20 protein-coding genes are annotated in these 16,315 nt (G+C 68.6%); 9 read left to right on the top strand and 11 right to left on the bottom strand.

What is annotated here, in order from left to right; translation table 11 throughout:
* The first annotated feature begins 11 nt into the window (after nt 1–11).
* From SK803_RS18485 to SK803_RS18470, 4 genes are read left to right on the top strand one after another with little or no spacing between them, the layout of a single operon-like run.
* Nucleotides 12–875: a hypothetical protein gene (locus tag SK803_RS18485; protein WP_319967255.1), complete on the top strand. Its 864-nt coding sequence runs from the start codon at nt 12–14 to the stop codon at nt 873–875.
* A complete protein-coding gene (locus tag SK803_RS18480) occupies nt 872–2,035 on the top strand; it encodes a fumarylacetoacetate hydrolase family protein (RefSeq protein WP_319967254.1) in 1,164 nt (387 codons plus the stop codon). The genes SK803_RS18485 and SK803_RS18480 overlap by 4 nt, the downstream gene beginning before the upstream one ends.
* On the top strand, nt 2,035–2,667 hold the full coding sequence (locus SK803_RS18475; RefSeq protein WP_319967253.1) for an IclR family transcriptional regulator: 633 nt from the start codon (nt 2,035–2,037) through the stop codon (nt 2,665–2,667). The genes SK803_RS18480 and SK803_RS18475 overlap by 1 nt, the downstream gene beginning before the upstream one ends.
* Nucleotides 2,664–3,806 carry a VWA domain-containing protein gene (locus tag SK803_RS18470; RefSeq protein ID WP_319967252.1) on the top strand — a complete coding sequence of 381 codons (1,143 nt, stop codon included), beginning with the start codon at nt 2,664–2,666 and terminating at the stop codon, nt 3,804–3,806. Before SK803_RS18475 ends, SK803_RS18470 begins: the two co-directional genes overlap by 4 nt.
* On the opposite strand, the gene SK803_RS18465 is transcribed toward SK803_RS18470, so the two are convergent.
* Together SK803_RS18465 and SK803_RS18460 are read right to left on the bottom strand one after the other, a co-directional pair.
* Nucleotides 3,803–4,255: a hypothetical protein gene (locus tag SK803_RS18465; protein ID WP_319967251.1), complete on the bottom strand. Its 453-nt coding sequence runs from the start codon at nt 4,253–4,255 to the stop codon at nt 3,803–3,805. The genes SK803_RS18470 and SK803_RS18465 overlap by 4 nt on opposite strands.
* Nucleotides 4,252–4,716 carry a hypothetical protein gene (locus SK803_RS18460; RefSeq protein ID WP_319967250.1) on the bottom strand — a complete coding sequence of 155 codons (465 nt, stop codon included), beginning with the start codon at nt 4,714–4,716 and terminating at the stop codon, nt 4,252–4,254. Before SK803_RS18460 ends, SK803_RS18465 begins: the two co-directional genes overlap by 4 nt.
* Nucleotides 4,717–4,794: 78 nt before the next feature.
* On the opposite strand from SK803_RS18460, the gene SK803_RS18455 reads away from it, so the two are divergent.
* The 4 genes from SK803_RS18455 (at nt 4,795) to SK803_RS18440 (ending at nt 8,344) form a co-directional block, all read left to right on the top strand.
* A complete protein-coding gene (locus tag SK803_RS18455; protein WP_319967249.1) occupies nt 4,795–5,559 on the top strand; it encodes a DUF2470 domain-containing protein in 765 nt (254 codons plus the stop codon).
* Nucleotides 5,560–5,649: 90 nt separating this feature from the next.
* Nucleotides 5,650–6,348 carry a CPBP family intramembrane glutamic endopeptidase gene (locus SK803_RS18450; RefSeq protein ID WP_319967375.1) on the top strand — a complete coding sequence of 233 codons (699 nt, stop codon included), beginning with the start codon at nt 5,650–5,652 and terminating at the stop codon, nt 6,346–6,348.
* 147 nt (nt 6,349–6,495) lie between these two features.
* Nucleotides 6,496–7,683 carry an arginine deiminase gene (locus tag SK803_RS18445; protein WP_319967374.1) on the top strand — a complete coding sequence of 396 codons (1,188 nt, stop codon included), beginning with the start codon at nt 6,496–6,498 and terminating at the stop codon, nt 7,681–7,683.
* Between the two features lie 100 nt (nt 7,684–7,783).
* On the top strand, nt 7,784–8,344 hold the full coding sequence (locus SK803_RS18440) for a ferritin (RefSeq protein WP_319967248.1): 561 nt from the start codon (nt 7,784–7,786) through the stop codon (nt 8,342–8,344).
* Between the two features lie 57 nt (nt 8,345–8,401).
* Here SK803_RS18440 and SK803_RS18435 read toward each other — a convergent pair whose 3' ends face one another.
* The 9 genes from SK803_RS18435 to SK803_RS18395 form a co-directional block, all read right to left on the bottom strand.
* The gene (locus tag SK803_RS18435) at nt 8,402–9,559 is read right to left on the bottom strand and encodes an RNA polymerase sigma factor (RefSeq protein ID WP_319967247.1); all 1,158 of its coding nucleotides are present in this window, start codon (nt 9,557–9,559) and stop codon (nt 8,402–8,404) included.
* Between the two features lie 2 nt (nt 9,560–9,561).
* Complete coding sequence (locus tag SK803_RS18430) at nt 9,562–9,969, bottom strand: YciI family protein (RefSeq protein ID WP_319967246.1); 408 nt, start codon at nt 9,967–9,969, stop codon at nt 9,562–9,564.
* Nucleotides 9,970–10,073: 104 nt separating this feature from the next.
* The gene (locus SK803_RS18425; RefSeq protein ID WP_319967245.1) at nt 10,074–10,658 is read right to left on the bottom strand and encodes a hypothetical protein; all 585 of its coding nucleotides are present in this window, start codon (nt 10,656–10,658) and stop codon (nt 10,074–10,076) included.
* A gap of 87 nt (nt 10,659–10,745) precedes the next feature.
* A complete protein-coding gene (locus SK803_RS18420) occupies nt 10,746–11,342 on the bottom strand; it encodes a hypothetical protein (protein ID WP_319967244.1) in 597 nt (198 codons plus the stop codon).
* 171 nt (nt 11,343–11,513) lie between these two features.
* Nucleotides 11,514–12,323, bottom strand: coding sequence for a hypothetical protein (locus SK803_RS18415; protein ID WP_319967243.1), 810 nt, complete (start codon nt 12,321–12,323; stop codon nt 11,514–11,516).
* A gap of 3 nt (nt 12,324–12,326) precedes the next feature.
* A complete protein-coding gene (locus SK803_RS18410) occupies nt 12,327–12,773 on the bottom strand; it encodes a SigE family RNA polymerase sigma factor (RefSeq protein ID WP_406601552.1) in 447 nt (148 codons plus the stop codon).
* Nucleotides 12,774–12,938: 165 nt separating this feature from the next.
* Nucleotides 12,939–13,277: a DUF952 domain-containing protein gene (locus SK803_RS18405; protein ID WP_319967242.1), complete on the bottom strand. Its 339-nt coding sequence runs from the start codon at nt 13,275–13,277 to the stop codon at nt 12,939–12,941.
* Between the two features lie 38 nt (nt 13,278–13,315).
* On the bottom strand, nt 13,316–14,263 hold the full coding sequence (locus SK803_RS18400; protein WP_319967241.1) for a DUF5926 family protein: 948 nt from the start codon (nt 14,261–14,263) through the stop codon (nt 13,316–13,318).
* A 26-nt stretch (nt 14,264–14,289) separates the two neighbouring features.
* Complete coding sequence (locus SK803_RS18395) at nt 14,290–15,030, bottom strand: glycerophosphodiester phosphodiesterase family protein (protein WP_319967240.1); 741 nt, start codon at nt 15,028–15,030, stop codon at nt 14,290–14,292.
* Nucleotides 15,031–15,120: 90 nt separating this feature from the next.
* Between SK803_RS18395 and SK803_RS18390 the strand changes: the two genes are divergently transcribed.
* Complete coding sequence (locus SK803_RS18390) at nt 15,121–16,305, top strand: cytochrome P450 (protein WP_319967239.1); 1,185 nt, start codon at nt 15,121–15,123, stop codon at nt 16,303–16,305.
* Nucleotides 16,306–16,315 lie beyond the last annotated feature (10 nt).

The following is a 16,315-nucleotide window of genomic DNA, read 5'->3' as shown; positions in this document are numbered from 1 at the left end:
GCGTGTCAGCCGTGTCAAGCGCTGTCGAACTCCGTGCGCCCGGTCCGCGCGGTACTCCGCCCCTGCTCGCGAGGCTTGTGGACGATGCCGCGCTGTTCCCTCCGGGGAACGCGCCGATGCCCGACGCGGTGCGCGGGCACCTCGACGGACGGGTCGGCGAGTGGTCTGGCGTCATGGGTCTTTTCCTGTGCCCTGCCTCGCGTCTCGCCGAGCTGATCACCGAGCTGATCAAGGTCAAGCCACCGAAACCGATCGCGCTCTCACTCGTGATCGACACGGGCCTCGGCGGTGTGCCGAAGGCCGTGTCCATCGTCGAGAGCCGTAGTGAACTGCTCGCTCTGCGCATGGTCGAGATGCCCGCACCGTCCGATGTGGACGAGGTGTGGCTCGAGCGCGTGTCCGAGTTCGTGCCAGAAGACGTCATCCGCGTGGTCGAACCCCGCCGCGGCGGGGCCGAGTGGCTCGACGGCGTCCGCCGGGTCATCGAGCACGGCAGCTGGCCCAAGCTGCGCTGTGGTGGTCTCAGCACCGAGAACTTCCCCAGCGTCGACGAGGTCGCGGACTTCCTGTCCGTCGTCAGCGGTGGCGGCGTCGCGTTCAAGGCGACCGCGGGCCTGCACAAGGCCGTCCGCTACACCGACGAGCAGAACTTCACGCACCACGGCTTCCTGAACCTCCTCGTCGCCACGGCGAGGTCCCTCAGCGGCCGCGACGTCCGCGAGGCACTGGCGAGCACCGACGCCGAGGCGCTCACCGCCGAGGCCAAGGCGCTCAGCGACCAGGCCGCGCACGCCGTCCGCGGGGTCTTCGCGAGCTACGGCTCGTGCTCGCTCGCCGAACCGATCGCCGACCTCGAGGGGCTTGGACTGCTGTGAGCTGGATCAGCGACCCGAACTTCACCGAAGACCAGCCGTTCGGACCGCAGACCCTCCCCTACGGCGTCGTGGACGGGGGCGTCGCCGTCCGCGTCGGCGACCAGGCTCTGCTGCTCAAGGGCCTCGCCCTGGGCAAGTGCAGCGAGTACGTCCAGGGCGACTCGCTGGACCCGCTGCTCAGGGCGGGCCGGCCGATCTGGAGCGTGCTGCGGGCCAAGCTCAAGGAGATCGTCACGGCGACCTCCGCGCCGAAGGGCGCCGAGCTCACGGGCATCGAGTCCGCGAAGCTGCCGTTCACCGTGGGCGACTACGTGGACTTCTACAGCTCCAGGCACCACGCCGAGAACGTCGGGAAGATGTTCCGCCCCGACGGCGACGCGCTCACACCGAACTGGACGCACCTCCCGATCGGCTACCACGGTCGTGCGGGCACGGTGTACGTCTCGGGCACGGAGATCGTCCGCCCGAACGGCCAGAAGCGCGGCAGCGAGGGCCCGAAGTTCGGTCCCTCGGAGCGTCTCGACATCGAGGCGGAGGTCGGGTTCGTCTGCGGCGGCCCGAAGGCGGCCAACGTGTCCACGAGCAGGGCCGCCGAGCACGTCTTCGGCGTCGCGCTGGTCAACGACTGGTCCGCGCGCGACATCCAGGCCTGGGAGTACCAGCCGCTCGGCCCGTTCCTCGCCAAGTCGTTCGCCACGTCGATCGGCGCCTGGATCACCCCGCTCGAAGCGTTCTCAGTTGCACGCGTCCCGACGCCGCCGCTGCCGAACAAGCTGCACGACTACCTGACCTGCGATCAGCCGTGGGGCCTGGACATCACGATCACCGTGGAGCTGAACGACACCATCGTCGCGAAGCCCCCGTTCCGGGAGATGTCGTGGTCATTTGTGCAACAGCTGGCGCACATGACGGTGAACGGGGCTACGGTTCGCCCAGGTGATCTGTTCGCGTCCGGCACGGTTTCCGGACCGGAGAAGAACGAGCGCGGCTCGTTCCTCGAACTCAGCTGGGGTGGCAAGGAACCGTTCAAGCTCGACGACGGCTCCACGAGGTCTTTCCTGGAGGACGGCGACACGGTCAAGCTGACCGCGACGGCCCCCGGTGAGGGTGGTTCGGTGGTGGGTCTCGCCGAGGTGGTGGGCACAGTTCGGAGTGCGTGATGGTCGGAGCGACGAAGGAGAGCTCGCTGACCCTGGAAAGGGGTCTGGCGCTGCTCCAGGCGGTCGCTGAGGCGGAGTCCGAGGCACCGTCGATCTCGGAGCTCGCCACCGCCATCGGCGCGTCCAGAGCGGCCGTCTACCGGCTTCTGGTGCCGCTGCAGGCGCGCGGGCTCGTGCGCCGGGAGGGCTCGAAGGTCCGGCTCGGCCTGGGCGTGCTCCGGCTCGCCTCCAACGTCCTCCCCCAGCTCCGGATGGCGGCGAACCCCGCTCTGCGCGAACTCGCGGAGAAGGTCGGCGCCACCGCGCACCTCACCGTCGCGGACGGCACCGAGGCGCAGGCCGTCGCCGTCGTCGAACCGTCGTGGACCGCTTTCCACGTGGCGTACCGGGTCGGTTCCCGCCACCCGGTGCACCGCGGGGCGGCCGGCAGGGCCATCTCCCAGCCCGGCGAGATCTGGGTCGTCTCCAGCGGTGAGCTGCAGCCCAACGCGTACGGCGTCGCGGCGCCTGTGCGCGGCGTTCCGGGCCTCAGAGCGTCCGTTGGTGTGGTGGCGCTGGAAAAGCTCGACGCGGACGTTGTCGGCCCACACGTCGTGCGTGCGGCCGAAGAAGTGGCGGCGGCGCTCAAATGACAGAAGAGCGGCTGAGGCGCTGGCGGTTGCTCTTGGGGCCCAGCGCGGAAGACGTGGCGCAGCTCGGCGAGGACGACCAACGGCGTGATGGCGCGCTGACAGGTCTCTACGGCGGTGGCGGCGATCGCGGTGCCGGTCTCGGCGCCAGCTCTCCGCAGTTGCACCGGTGGCTGGGCGACGTCCGCAAGTACTTCCCCACGTCCGTCGTGCAGGTCATGCAACGGGACGCCGTCGAGAAGCTCGGCCTCCGGCAGTTGTTGCTCGAACCCGAACTGCTGCAGTCCGTCGAACCCGACGTGAACCTCGTCAGCACCCTGCTCCAGCTCTCCCGCGCGATCCCCGCCCGCACCCGCGACACCGCGAAAGCCGTGGTGCAGAAGGTGGTCGAGGACATCGAGAAGCGCCTGAAGGACCGGCTCGTCGAAGCCGTCCGCGGCGCCGTGGACCGCTCCAGGCGCACCCGCCGGCCACAGCTGCAGGACGTCGACTGGGCGACCACGATCAAGGCGAACCTCAAGAACTACCAGCCGCAGCACAAGACCGTCATCGTCGACGACCTCATCGGCCACCGCAGGCGCAGCCGGACCGCGGCGATGCGGGACGTGATCCTGCTGGTCGACCAGTCCGGATCGATGGCGGAGTCGCTGGTCCACGCGGCGGTGCTCGGTTCGGCACTGGCGAGCATCCGCTCGATCTCGACCAAGCTCGTCGTGTTCGACACCGAGGTCGCGGACCTGACCGACCAGCTCAGCGACCCGGTCGACCTGCTGTTCAGCGCCCAGCTCGGCGGCGGCACGGACATCAACCGCGCGGTCGCCTACGCGCAGACGCAGGTCCGCCGGCCCACCGACACGGTCATCGTGATCATCAGCGACCTGTACGAGGGCGGCTCCGAGGCCGAACTGCAGCGCCGGGTCCGCGAACTGGTCGCGAGCGGCGTCACGGTGGTGAACCTGTTGGCGCTCAGCGATTCCGGCACGCCCGCCTACGACCACGAGCTCGCGGCGAAGCTGCACGCTCTCGGCGCACCAGCGTTCGCCTGCACGCCGGACAAGTTCCCCGAACTGCTGGCGGCGGCGCTGCGCAAGGACGACCTCACGCAGTGGGCCGAGTCCGAAGGCATCGCAACAGGCCGTTAGCGGTCCACGACCCGTCCACGCGTGAGGAACGCAAGCCCGCGCGTCATGGCCACGAGGCGCCCGCGTTCATCGGGACCGGCGATCCAGATCCGGCCGGTGTGCCGGACCAGCACGCGCGCCCGTTCGGGAAGTTCGGGCAGCCGCAGGTTCTTCTCCGAGTCGTGCGCCTTCAGGTACGCCTGCCGCCCGATGCGCCGGCCGGCCACGAAGCTCACCGACACCGGGCGGAACGGGAACTGCTCGATCAGGTGCAGGGTTCCGCGGCGGGTGATGAAGTGCCGCAACCCCGGCGCGGCCAGCTCCAGCACGACCGGGACGGCCAGCACGGTCAGCCAGAGCCAGTCGATCATCAGCACGACACCGAACACGGCGACGGCGAAGAAGATGTGCCCGACAGCGCGACGATCCGCTCGGACGAGGCAGGTGTCGCTCCAGTTCTCGATGATCATCTCTGCACGCGCGCCGAGATCAGCTGCGGTACCCCGCGGAAGGTGATGACGGTGTTCCCAGCCGAGTCCGGCGGCACGAACCAGACGCGGCGATGGCGCGCGATCCGGCTCCGGAGGAGAGGACCGACGCGCACGGTCAACAAAAGCGGCGGTGACGACAACACGACCAGACGCCCTCCTTCCCATTTCACATGGGCGAAATGCCACGGTTCACCTTCCGGTAAACGCACCGGACGGCGCCGTGTCACCACCCACAACACGGCCGCGGCGAAGAAGAGCAGGACCAGCGCCACCGGGGAGGACCACGACCACACCAGTACCAGCAGGAACTGGAGTGCGAAGGCCGAGCCGGCGATCACGGTCCACATCAGGGCACGACGGCTCGCCCGGTCGACACAGTGCCGGGTCCACCGATCGTCGAGCGCCGTCACCTCGGTGGACGGCTTGTTGGGCACGACCACGTGTCCACCGTACAGGTGACGCTTCCCTTGATGACCAAGGCTAAGTTAGGCTTGCCTAACCTTCGAGGAGGTGCAGCGGTGACCGACACCCAGACCAAGCGCCCGCCGGCGCCGCACGCCGCAGAGCGCGCCCGCACGATCACGGCTCGCGGCGGTCAGGCCGCACTGCTTCCTCAGGCCGGTTCCCGCACCAGCCCGCTGTTCCACCACGTGCACCCGTGCGGCACCACGATCTTGCTGCTCGCCGACGAACACCCGCTGGTCGGGCAGCTCTGGCAGACCCCGCGTGCCGAGGTGACGGCGATGCTGGAGATCGCCGACCAGGCGCCGGTGCCGTTGCGCGAGCCCATCCGCGGGCTGTTGTGGCTCACGGGCTGGATCACCGCGCTGGACGGCCAGGAGGCGCGTGACGAGATCCTCGCGGTCGCCGACGCACGCCCGGACCACCGGCTGCTGGACGCGGGTCACGGCGCTTCGGTGCTGAGGCTCACACCCGCGTCGATGGTGATCGCGGACGCCGAGGGCACCTCCTCGATCCGGCCGGAGCAGTTCGCGAACGCGACGCCGGACCCGTTCTGCCGCAACGAGGACAACTGGCTGCGGCACCTGGAGGCCGCGCATCACGACGTCGTCAGCCAGCTGGCCCGCCATCTTCCCGAGGAGTTGCGCGCCGGCCACGTGCGCCCCCTCGGGCTCGACCGGTTCGGGCTGCGGCTGCGGGTCGAGGCCGAGTGCGACGACCACGACGTGCGGATCGCGTTCTCCAAGCCGGTCAGCACGGCCCAGGAACTCGCCGGGGAGCTTCGGCGGTTGATGGGCTGCCCGTTCCTGTCCCAGAGATGATCCAAGACTGCAGGTAGCGTCACGCGGGTGACCTTGATCCCCGCCGAAGAGAAGCGCGGTTACCAGCTCGAACTGCTGATCGTCTTCAGCATGACGCTCGGGCTTTCCGGCCTGCGCAGTCTCGTGCGGCTGATCGACAGCCTGCTGCAGCCGACGCCGCTCAACCAGCAGTCGGTCGCGATCAACGTCCCGCAGGCGCGCGCCGACCTGCTGGACCTGGTGGCGCAGCTGCTCGGCGTGCTGCAGCTCGCCGCGTGGGGTGGCATCGGGCTGTACCTGTTGTGGCGCACGGGGATCAAGCTGCGCGTCATCGGGCTCGACGGGACGCGCAAGCTCGCGGACTCCCTCGGCGCCCTGGGCCTGGCGGCAATCATCGGCATCCCCGGGCTGGGCTTGTACTTCGCCGCCTGGGCGCTCGGGCTGAACCTCGCCGTCCAGCCGTCCACTTTGGACAACCAGTGGTGGATGAGCGTGGCGCTGATCCTGGCCGCCGCCGGCAACGCGTGGGCGGAGGAGGTGCTCGTCGTCGGTTACCTGATCACGCGGTTGCAGCAGCTCGGCTGGAGGCAGTACACGGCGTTGTTCGCGGCGGCCGTGTTGCGCGGGTCGTACCACCTCTACCAGGGCTTCGGCGGGTTCGTCGGCAACCTGGTCATGGGCCTGGTCTTCGGCTTCTACTGGCAGCGGACCAAGCGGTTGTGGCCGTTGGTGATCGCCCACACGATCCTCGACGTCGTCGCGTTCATCGGCTACACAATGTTGCGAGGCAAAGTGAGCTGGTTGCCTTAATGATCCGATAGTTGAATTTAAATTCACACCACATTCGTTGCGTTTTCGGGCTCGCCGACGGCGATTTGTGCTGTTCAGGGTTACGCTCGTCCGGTGACTGCGCACACGATCGCTGAGACCGAAGCACTTCCGGACGCCGCGCCCCGCGTGGACAGCGAGGTCGGCCCGCTGCGCACGGTGCTGCTGCACCGGCCGGGCAACGAGCTCAAGAGGCTCACCCCGCGCAACAACGACCAGCTGCTGTTCGACGGCGTGCCGTGGGTCGGCAGGGCCCAGGAGGAGCACGACGCGTTCGCCGCGACGCTGACCTCCAAGGGCGTCGAGGTCCTGCTGCTCGCCGACGTGCTGGTGCAGGCGCTGGAGGACAACCGCGCGCGCATCGCGGGCGTCCACAGCGCCGTCAACGAGCGCCGCCTCGGCATCGACCTGGCCGACGCGCTGCGCAGCCACCTCACGTCGCTGGACGCACCGCAGCTCGCACAGGTGCTGATGACCGGCATGACGTTCGAGGAGATGCCGGCCGCCGAGGGAGCGTCGCTGGTGCGCAAGATGCACCTGCCGATCGACTTCGCCGTCGACCCGCTGCCGAACCTGCTCTTCACCCGCGACTCGTCGGTGTGGGTCGGCGACCGCGTGGCCATCACGTCGCTCGCGCTGCCCGCCCGCGACCGCGAGACGACGCTGACCGACCTGATCTACGCCTACCACCCGCGGTTCCGCCGCACGGGCCGCGCGTACGGCGCCCACTCGGCACCGCTGGAGGGCGGTGACGTGCTGCTGCTCGCGCCCGGCGTGATCGCCATCGGCGTCGGCGAGCGCACCACCCCGGCGGGCGCGGAGTCGTTCGCCCGCTCCGCCCTCGCGGACGGTCTCGCGCACACGGTGCTGGCGGTGCCGATCGAGCAGGAACGCGCCACGATGCACCTCGACACCGTCTGCACGATGGTCGACCGCGACGCCGTGGTGATGTACCCGGCGATCAGGCACACGCTGACGGCGTTCCCGCTGCGCTCCGACGGCAACGGTGGCGTGCGCGTGGACGGCCCGGTGCCGTTCCTGGAGGCGGCCGCCGAGGCGATGGGCATCGAGCGGCTGCGCGTGATCGACACGGGCCTCGACACGGTCACCGCCGAGCGCGAGCAGTGGGACGACGGCAACAACACGCTGGCGGTCGGCCCCGGTCTGGTCGTGGCGTACGAGCGCAACGTCGAGACGAACGCGCGGCTCGAGGACGCGGGCGTCGAGGTGCTGCGGATCGCCGGTTCGGAACTGGGCTCCGGCCGCGGTGGCCCGCGCTGCATGTCGTGCCCGATTGACCGCGCGCCATTGGTGTAGATCGTTAGGAATGCCTAACCTTTGTTTGGTTCACCTTTCCAAACAAAGGTTAGCTTTTCCTGGAATGCAAGCTTCATCGTTTTGGGTTAACGTACTCCTCATGGCCTCGAACGTGAAGAAGATCCTGACCAAGAAGTCGAAGTTCCACGAGCTCCTGCAGGCTCAGGTCGGCAACGAGTTCTCCGCTTCACAGCAGTACATCGCTCTCGCCGTGTGGTTCGACAACGAGGACCTCCCCCGCCTCGCGTCGCACTTCTACAAGCAGGCTCTCGAAGAGCGCAACCACGCGATGATGATCGTGCAGTTCCTCATGGACAACGACATCCCGGTCGCGATTCCCGGCACCGAGACGCCGTTCAACGAGTTCAAGTCGCCGCGTGACCTCGTGGACCTCGCCCTGCGCCAGGAGCAGCAGGTCACCGACCAGATCGTGGCGCTCGCCAAGGCCGCCCGCGAGGAGGGCGACTACATCGGCGAGCAGTTCCTGCAGTGGTTCCTGAAGGAGCAGGTCGAGGAGGTCTCCTCGATGAAGACGCTGCTCACGATCATGGACCGCGCGGACGGCAACATGTTCTACGTCGAGACGTTCCTCACCCGCGAATCCGTGGGCGACGAGGGCGGCGACTCCGGTGCGCCCACCGCCGCCGGTGGCACCGTCTGAGTTTTCCTTCGCACGCTCGAGTGCCTGCACTGCCCGATTTCGGGCAAAAGGCCCGCTTCACTCTCCCGAGTGAGGCGGGCCTTTTCGGTTGAGGCGAGCGGCTTGGCGCGTGAGGTATTCGCGCTCGGCGAGGTTCGACGCTTTTTCGGCCGCCTCGACGTACAGCCGCGCCGCCGTTCGCAGATCGCCGTCGCGCTCGTGGAGGTATGCCGCTACCGCCGTGTAGCGGGGCAATGAATCGTCGAGTTCGGCGAGTGCTTTCAACCCCGCGCGCGCTCCGTCGGCCTCACCCACGGCCACCGCGCGGTTGAGCCGGACCACAGGACTGTCGGTCAGCGCGGCGAGTTCGTCGTACCACTCGACGATCTGCACCCAGTCCGTTTCCTCCGCAGCGGGTGCATCGGCGTGCAGCGCCGCGATGGCCGCTTGCGCCTGGAACTCCCCCAGCTGATCCTTCGCGAGCGCCGCCTGAAGAATCTCGACGCCCTCGGCGATCAGCGTCGTGTCCCACTTCCGCCGGTCCTGCACGGCCAGCGCGACCAGGCTGCCGTCGGCCGCGATCCGGCTCGCCCGCCGGGCGTGGTGCAGAAGCATGAGTGCGAGCAGACCGGACACCTCGGGATGGCCGATCGCCGCCGCCAGCTGCCGGGTGAGCCGGATGGCTTCGGCGGCCAGGTCGACATCACCGGAGTAGCCCTCGTTGAAGACCAGGTAGAGCACGCGCAGCACGGTGGCGACGTCGCCGGGTTGGTCGAACCGCACATCGCCGATGGTCTTCTTGGCCCGGCTGATGCGCTGGGCCATGGTCGCCTCCGGCACCAGGTAGGCCTGGGCGATCTGGCGGGTGGTCAGGCCGCCGACCGCGCGCAGGGTGAGCGCGACCGCCGACGACGGCGTCAACGAAGGATGCGCGCACAGGAAGTAGAGCTGGAGCGTGTCGTCGGAGTCCTGCGCCGGGCCAGGTGCCGGTTCGGCGTCGATCAGGTCCTCACGCCGCTTGCGCGCGGTTTCCGCCCTGGTCGCGTCGATGAACTTGCGCCAGGCGGCGGTGACCAGCCAGCCCTTCGGATCGCGCGGCGGATCGGCCGGCCACACGCGAATCGCCTCGACCAGCGCGTCCTGCACGGCGTCCTCGGCCGCCGCGAAGTCAGCTCCGCGGCGGACGAGGATCCCGAGGACGGCCGGGGTGAGGCTCCTGAGCAGCGCCTCGTCCATCGTCACTCCGTGATCGTCGGCGCACTGCCGTAGTACGGACGCAGCTCGAGCCACTCGTGAATCGGCTTCCCGTCCTTGCCCGGCGCCGCCGACAGCTCCCCGGCGAGTTCGAGCGCACGCTCGTAGCTGTCGACGTCGATGATCATGTAACCGGCGATGAGGTCCTTCGTCTCCGCGAACGGCCCGTCGGTGACCGGCGGCTTCCCCTCACCGTCGAAGCGGACCCACGTCCCCTCCTGCGCGAGCGCCTGGCTGTCGACGTACTCACCGGTGGCGTTGATCTTGTCCGCGAAGTCGCGCATGTACTGGACGTGCGCCGAGATCTCGTCCTCGGTCCACTGGTCCATGGGCACGTCGTTCACGGCCTTCGGGGCGCCGCGGTAGTGCTTGAGCAGCAGGTACTTGGCCATCTCGGATGTTCTCCCTCAGTCCTGTCGCGACCCATCTTGGCCGCTTCCGCACCGGGGACGGAGCCGTTCCCTGCTTCTCGACACGAGACTTCAAGATTTTTCGATCAGTTGTGGCAGTCCTGGTTGTCGAGAAGGAGGATCGCCATGGTGACCTTGCCCTCCGCCACCCGGAAGATGAACTCGGCGGCCGGGTTGTTGTCGGCGACGGCCCGGTAGGAGTAGTTCGGGCCGGTCGGCCGCAGGTTGGTGTACTCGGCCTTGAGCGTCGCCTCGGTCGCACCGATGCCGACGCCGTCGGACGCCATCTCCGGAGTGAAGACGATGGACGCGACACCGAGCTTCTTGGACACCTGCACCTTCTGGCCGGTGCCGACGATCTCGTGGACCGAGCAGGCGTCGGCAGGCCCGGGGCCCGGCAGGTCGGGGCCGATCAACCTGGCGTCCAGCGCCTGCTGCCGCGTCATGCCGAGCTTGAGGTCGCCGTAGCCGAACGAGCCGATCACGGGCTTGACCGGCGCCGCGGGCGGGTTGGTCACGGTGTGGGTCACGACCTCGGTGACCACCGCTGCCTGTGGCGTCGTGGGGCTGGCCGACGTTGACGTCGCCGTGTTGTCCGGCGTGGGCGTGGACGTGCACGCGGTCAGGGCGAGAGCGGCGGCAGCGGTGATGAGAACGAGCGAGCGGTTCATTTCTTGGTCCCCCAGGGAAAGTGTTGGTTGTTCGGTGAAGGCGTACCCGCCCCACCCCCAGCGGGGCGGGTACGACGATCGAGAAAATCAGAGAGCGGCGAGGGCGCAGTCGGTCTGGCTCGACACGAGCTTGATCTCGACGATCTTGTCCGTGTCGGCGTAGCCATAGGTCGAGAACGAGTAGCCACCGGTGTCGTTCAGACTCGTGGACAGCCCCGTTCGGTGCTCCTTGGCGTTCGAGTAGGCCTTCTTGACGTCGGCGACCGTCGAACCGACGCCAATTCCCTTGGAAGTCTTGGCATCCGCGGGCAACGTGATCCGCTCGATGCCGTACTTCCTGGAGATCGCGACGTTCTCGGCCCCCGTGCAGGTGGCGGCGCCGGCCGGGCCCCAGTTGAGGCCCTTCAGTCCGGCGGCGGCCGCCTCTTCTGGCGTCATGCCCAGCTTGAGCGTGCCGTAGCCCAGGCGGTTGTCGACCTTCACGAAAGCCTCGGGCGGGTTGGTGACCGTGACGGTCGTGATCTCGGTGACCACCGTCGACGGCGTCGAAGACGACGTGGGCGTGGGAAGCGACTCCGGAGTTCCGGCTGCGGTGTTCCGCGCCGCCTCGGGTGTGGAGGTGCACGCCGCAATTCCCGCCGTGGCGACAGCGACTGCGAATGCGATCTTGATTGCGTTCTTCATTTCAGGTCCCCCCTGTTTCAGACACCCTTAAGACGTCTTCCCCACAAAGTGGTTGCGAAGTTCGTTGTCACGGAAAAGTCACGACAAACGGACTTCTTTCGGCGCCTGAAAAAGGGAACACCAAAGCCCCGCCGCACCCCCAATGGGCGGCGGGACTTCGGCAAGACGGGGTTAGACGGTTGTGCAGTCGTTGTCAGCCAGGCGCATTCGGACCGTGGTCACCGTTGCGCCGTCGTTCTCGAACACGTACGACCATTTGGGTGTCGCGGCCATCGGCACGATCACGTCGGAACCACTTTGCGTGGCGTTGGCATAAGCGGCCTTCACGGCGTCCACCGTCGAGCCGGCACCGACGTTCTTGGGAGTCTTCGCGTAGCTCGCGAGCGTGATCCGCACGATTCCCTTGGCCGGCGAGATGATCACGGCGTTGGTGTCGGGCACCGACTTCGTGGCGTACGCCTTGCACCTGCCCTCCGGGTCGGCCGGGCTGCTCGGCTCGACCAGCGACCCGGTCGCCAGTGCCTCGGCTTCCGGCATCCCCAGTGCGAGCGATCCGTAGCGGCCCGGCTGCGCTTCCGGCGTGGCGGGCGGTGGCGGGTTGCTCGTGCTCTTCTTGCCCGTGTTCCCGGGGTTGGGATTGGTGCCGGGATTGCCACCGTTGGAGTTCGGCGGCGGGTTGACGGTGACGGTCGCGGTCGAGGTGAACGTGCTGACCGAGACCGGAGGCGTGGTAGTCGAGGTGCTCGAGGCGGTCGGCAGCAGCGGACCGGCCAGTTCGTCCGGGGTCGGCAGGTGCAGTTCGGTCAGGCCGAGCCCCACGCCGGCCAGGGCCACCACTCCGAAGGCGCCGGCGACGGCGGTTCGTCGCCTGCGGCGGCGCGTCGCGCCGCGAACCACCGAGTCGGTCACGTCCGGCGCCACGTGGACGTCCAGCCGATCGTCGCTGAACAGCCTGCGCAGATCGTCGTCGAGGTCGTCCACTGGTCAGTCCTTTCCCAGGCGTGTCCGAAGATTCGCCATCGCCTTGCTGCTCTGGCTCTTCACGGTGCCGCACGAGATTCCGAGCGCGTTCGCGATCTCGGCCTCGGAGAGGTTCTCGTAGTAACGCAGCACGATCACCGCGCGCTGCCGTGGCGGCAGTTCGCGCAGTGCTTGCCAGAGCGGTTCGTTGTCGAGCCTGCTCAGCTCGGGGGGCACGGCGCCGGTTTCCGGGAAATCGGCCACGAGACGCTCGCGGCGACGGCGCCGCCAGATGCTGATGTGCGTGTTGGCCATCGCTCGACGGACATAAGCGAGCGGGTCGTCGCCTTTGCGTTGCACGGCAACCCAGCGCGAGCCGACCTTCTCCAGAACCGACTGCACGAGGTCAGAAGCGTCGTGCGGATTTCCGGTCAGTGCATGGCCATAACGCAGAAGTCCGGGCATGGACATGCGCACGAACTCCGCGAAATCCCCCACGGCTTCCGCTCTTCCCCCGCCGCTTTCGGCGGCCAACTCCAGTCTCAGCACCGCCGTCACGGCACACCCCCTCCCCGAACCAGCGAACTGGCTTCGAGGAGTTCACGCCCCCGCGCACCGAACGGTTGCCCCACTAAATCACAGAACGGCAACGGCTTCCGGTAGTACGAACGAACCATCAGGCTGGCACGGGAAGTCGTGGACCTCCAGCACCGCCGCGACCGGGATCTCGCCGTACACGTGCGGGAACCACAGCGGCGAGTCCGGCACGGCCTCCCACCGCACCGGCACGTCGACCAGCTTCGGGTCGATGACGAGCAGCAACAGCCCGCTCTGCCCGTGGAAGAAGTTGCTCGCGCTCACGTGCGCGACCCCGCGGTCGGAGCAGTGCACGAAGTCGTCGCCGGCGGCGGGCGCGATCGAACCGGCCGACTGGGCAGCAGCCCAGCCGGCCGGCGAGATGATGTGGAGCAGCACTTATCCACAGCTCCTTGTGGACAACCCTGTGGACAGGGTCATCGGAGCGTGATCTGACGGCCGCGCAGGCCGTCACGGGCACGGCGCTCGGCGTCGGACAGCGGCTCGTCGGAGGCCAGTGCCTCCAGCAAACGCTTGCCCAGCGCCTCGGCCGGGTCGGCCCACTCGCGGGCGTGCATCTCGCGGTCCAGGTCCCAGACCGGCACCAGCAGGCCGTGCGCGCGGAACGAACCGGCGTACCGGGAGCCGTCGCCCAGGTCCAGCTCACCGCGGGCGGCCAGCCGCGCCATCGCGGGCACCAGCTTCTCCTCGGGCTCGGGACGGACCCAGCGCAGGTGCGCCTTGTCGCCCGCGTCCACCCAGTAGGCGGCCTTCACGCCGGGCGCGTCGAGGCGCTCGGTCGGCAGGATCGCCGCGTTCGCGCGCTCCAGCGACAGCGCCACGTCACCCGTGGGCTCGGTGCCCTCCGGCATCCACCACACGAAGTCGGTGTGCAGCACGGGCGTGATCTCGGCCTCGGGGTCGAGCAGGTCCTGCAGGCGGCCCGGGTTCTCACCGTGGTCGGGACCCACGACCGGCAGCACGTCACCGGTCTTCGCCTGCTGCGCCCACTGCAGCGCCCGCGCCAGGTCGCGGCTGATGTCACCGGACCGCGTCTGCACCTGCAGGCCCACGAACGGCACGTCGTCGCCGCGGATCAGACCGGCGGCCGCCATCGGCAGCACCGTGGCCAGCGTGACCTCACGACCGTCCTTGATCGGCAGCTTCGCGATCGCCGACGGCACGAACTCGCGCAGCGCGATCAGCTCGCACTCGGCGGCCAAGCCCTCGAACGGCCGGGACACGATCACGTCGGTCGCGCCACCGGGCGCGCCGTGGCAGGCCTTGTAGCGCTTGCCGGACCCGCACGGGCAGGGCTGCTTCGGGTTGATCCCGTCCTGCTGTCCGGTCTTCTGGGCGTCCTTGACCGCGGTCCGCTTGGCCACCTTGGCCCTCCTCGTGCTCAGGCTTGTCAGGTGGCCAAATTAGCCGTCAGCAGGCGGCGCGTGTTCGCCGGGGCATTGGTCGCGAGGTAACGGACCCCCAGGTCACGGCACAGCGCGACGTCCTCGGGACTGTCGACCGTCCACACGTACGTCTCGTGGCCCGCCTTCCGCGCCCGATCGACGTAGCCGGGGTCGTTGCGGAGCGCGTGCACACCGGGCCCGCTGTAGTCGGCGAACGACGGCAGCGCGCCGCTGCGATACCGGCCGAGGCGGTCGAGCAGCAGCACCGTGCGGATGCCCGGCGCCTGCTCCCGGAACGCTTTCACGGCCGTCGGCGAGAACGACATCATGACGATCTGGGAGTCGAGACCGTGCCTCTTCAACGCCTCGACGAGCTTGCGTTCGACCTCGTTGCGGTACCGGACCGGGTGCTTGGTCTCGACGAAGAGCTGCACGTTGGAGCCCTTCACCAGGTCGAGCAGGTGGTCGAGCACGAGCAGTTCTGCCGGCTGACCGTGGCGGTGCCAACTGCCGTAGTCGTACTTCTGCAGTTCGCTGAGCGAGAGCGCGCTGACCGTGCCACGACCGTTCGAGGTGCGGGCGAGCGTGCGATCGTGCACACACACGATCTCGCCATCGCGTGACAAGCGGATGTCGCACTCAAGCCCGTCCGCGCCCTCCTTGAGCGCGAGCTCGTAGGCGCCGATGGTGTGCTCGGGACGGTCGGTGGACGCGCCACGGTGCGCGACGATCGAAGGCTGCTGCACAGGACCGAACGATAGTGTCTGCGCAACAATTTGAGTCATCAATCAAATGGACGTGGACGAAACGCGAAACGCGACTTACCGTCCCGCCTTGTGACGTTCGACCAGCGCGACCCCGCCTTCATCGCCGACCCGTACCCGGCCTTCGCCGCCCTGCGCGAAGCCAGTGAGGTGCATCACCACGAGCAGATGGGCGTCGCCGTCGCCGTCTCGCACGCGGCCTGTTCGGCCGTGCTGCGGCACCGCTCGCTCGGCCGCATCTGGTCGGACGTGAAGCCGGTGGAGCAGTTCATGTCGTTCAACCTCCTGCACCGCAACTCGCTGCTGGAGAACGAACCGCCGACGCACACCCGCCTGCGCCGCCTGGTCGCCGCCGCGTTCGGCCGCGGCCACGTCGAGCGCCTGCGCCCGTGGGTCGCGGACCTGGCCGACCGCCTCGTCGACGAACTGGTCGCCAAGATCAAGGACCAGGGCCAGGCCGACCTGCTCACCCACGTCGCCGCGCCGCTGCCGGTCGAGGTGATCGCCGAACTCCTCGGCGTCCCCGGCGAGGACCGCTACCTGCTCCAGCCGTGGTCGAACTCGATCGTGAAGATGTACGAGTACGGCCTGCCCGCCGACCAGCAGGCCCTGGCCGAACGCGCCGCCACGGAGTTCGTCACCTACCTGCGCGAGCTGATCGCGTTGCGCCGCAAGAACCCCGGCTCGGACCTCGTGTCCGACCTGGTCGCGGTCACCGACACCGACGGCGCGAGACTCACCGAGGACGAGCTCGTCGCCACCGCCGTGCTGCTGCTGATGGCGGGCCACGAGGCCACGGTGAACGTGATCGGCAACGGCGTCTACGCCCTGATGCAGCACCGCTCGCAGTGGGAACGCCTCTCGCCGTCAGTGATGTCCACCGCCGTAGAGGAACTCATCCGCTACGACTCACCGTTGCAGCTCTTCGAACGCACCGCCACCGAACGCGTGGAGATCGCCGGCCACGTCATCGAGCCCGGCGAGAAGATCGCCGCACTGCTCGGTGCGGCCGCGCGCGACCCGTTGGTCTTCGAGAACCCGGACACGCTCGACGTCGGCCGCGAGAAGAACCCGCACCTCGGGTTCGGCATGGGCATCCACTACTGCCTGGGTGCGCCGCTGGCCCGCATCGAGGTGGAGGCGGCGCTGTCGTCGTTGCACCGCAAGCTGCCCGGCGCGGTGCTGGCCGAGGAACCCAACCGGCGCGCGGAGTTCGTGATCCGCGGCCTGCACTCGCTGCCGCTCAGCGGAGAGTGACCGGCCGACC

The organism is Lentzea miocenica, from assembly GCF_033949945.1.
In the GTDB taxonomy this organism is placed as follows: Bacteria; Actinomycetota; Actinomycetes; order Mycobacteriales; family Pseudonocardiaceae; genus Lentzea; species Lentzea miocenica.
Note: the sequence above shows the minus strand (reverse complement) of the source record. Positions and strands in the feature narration are given on the sequence as shown.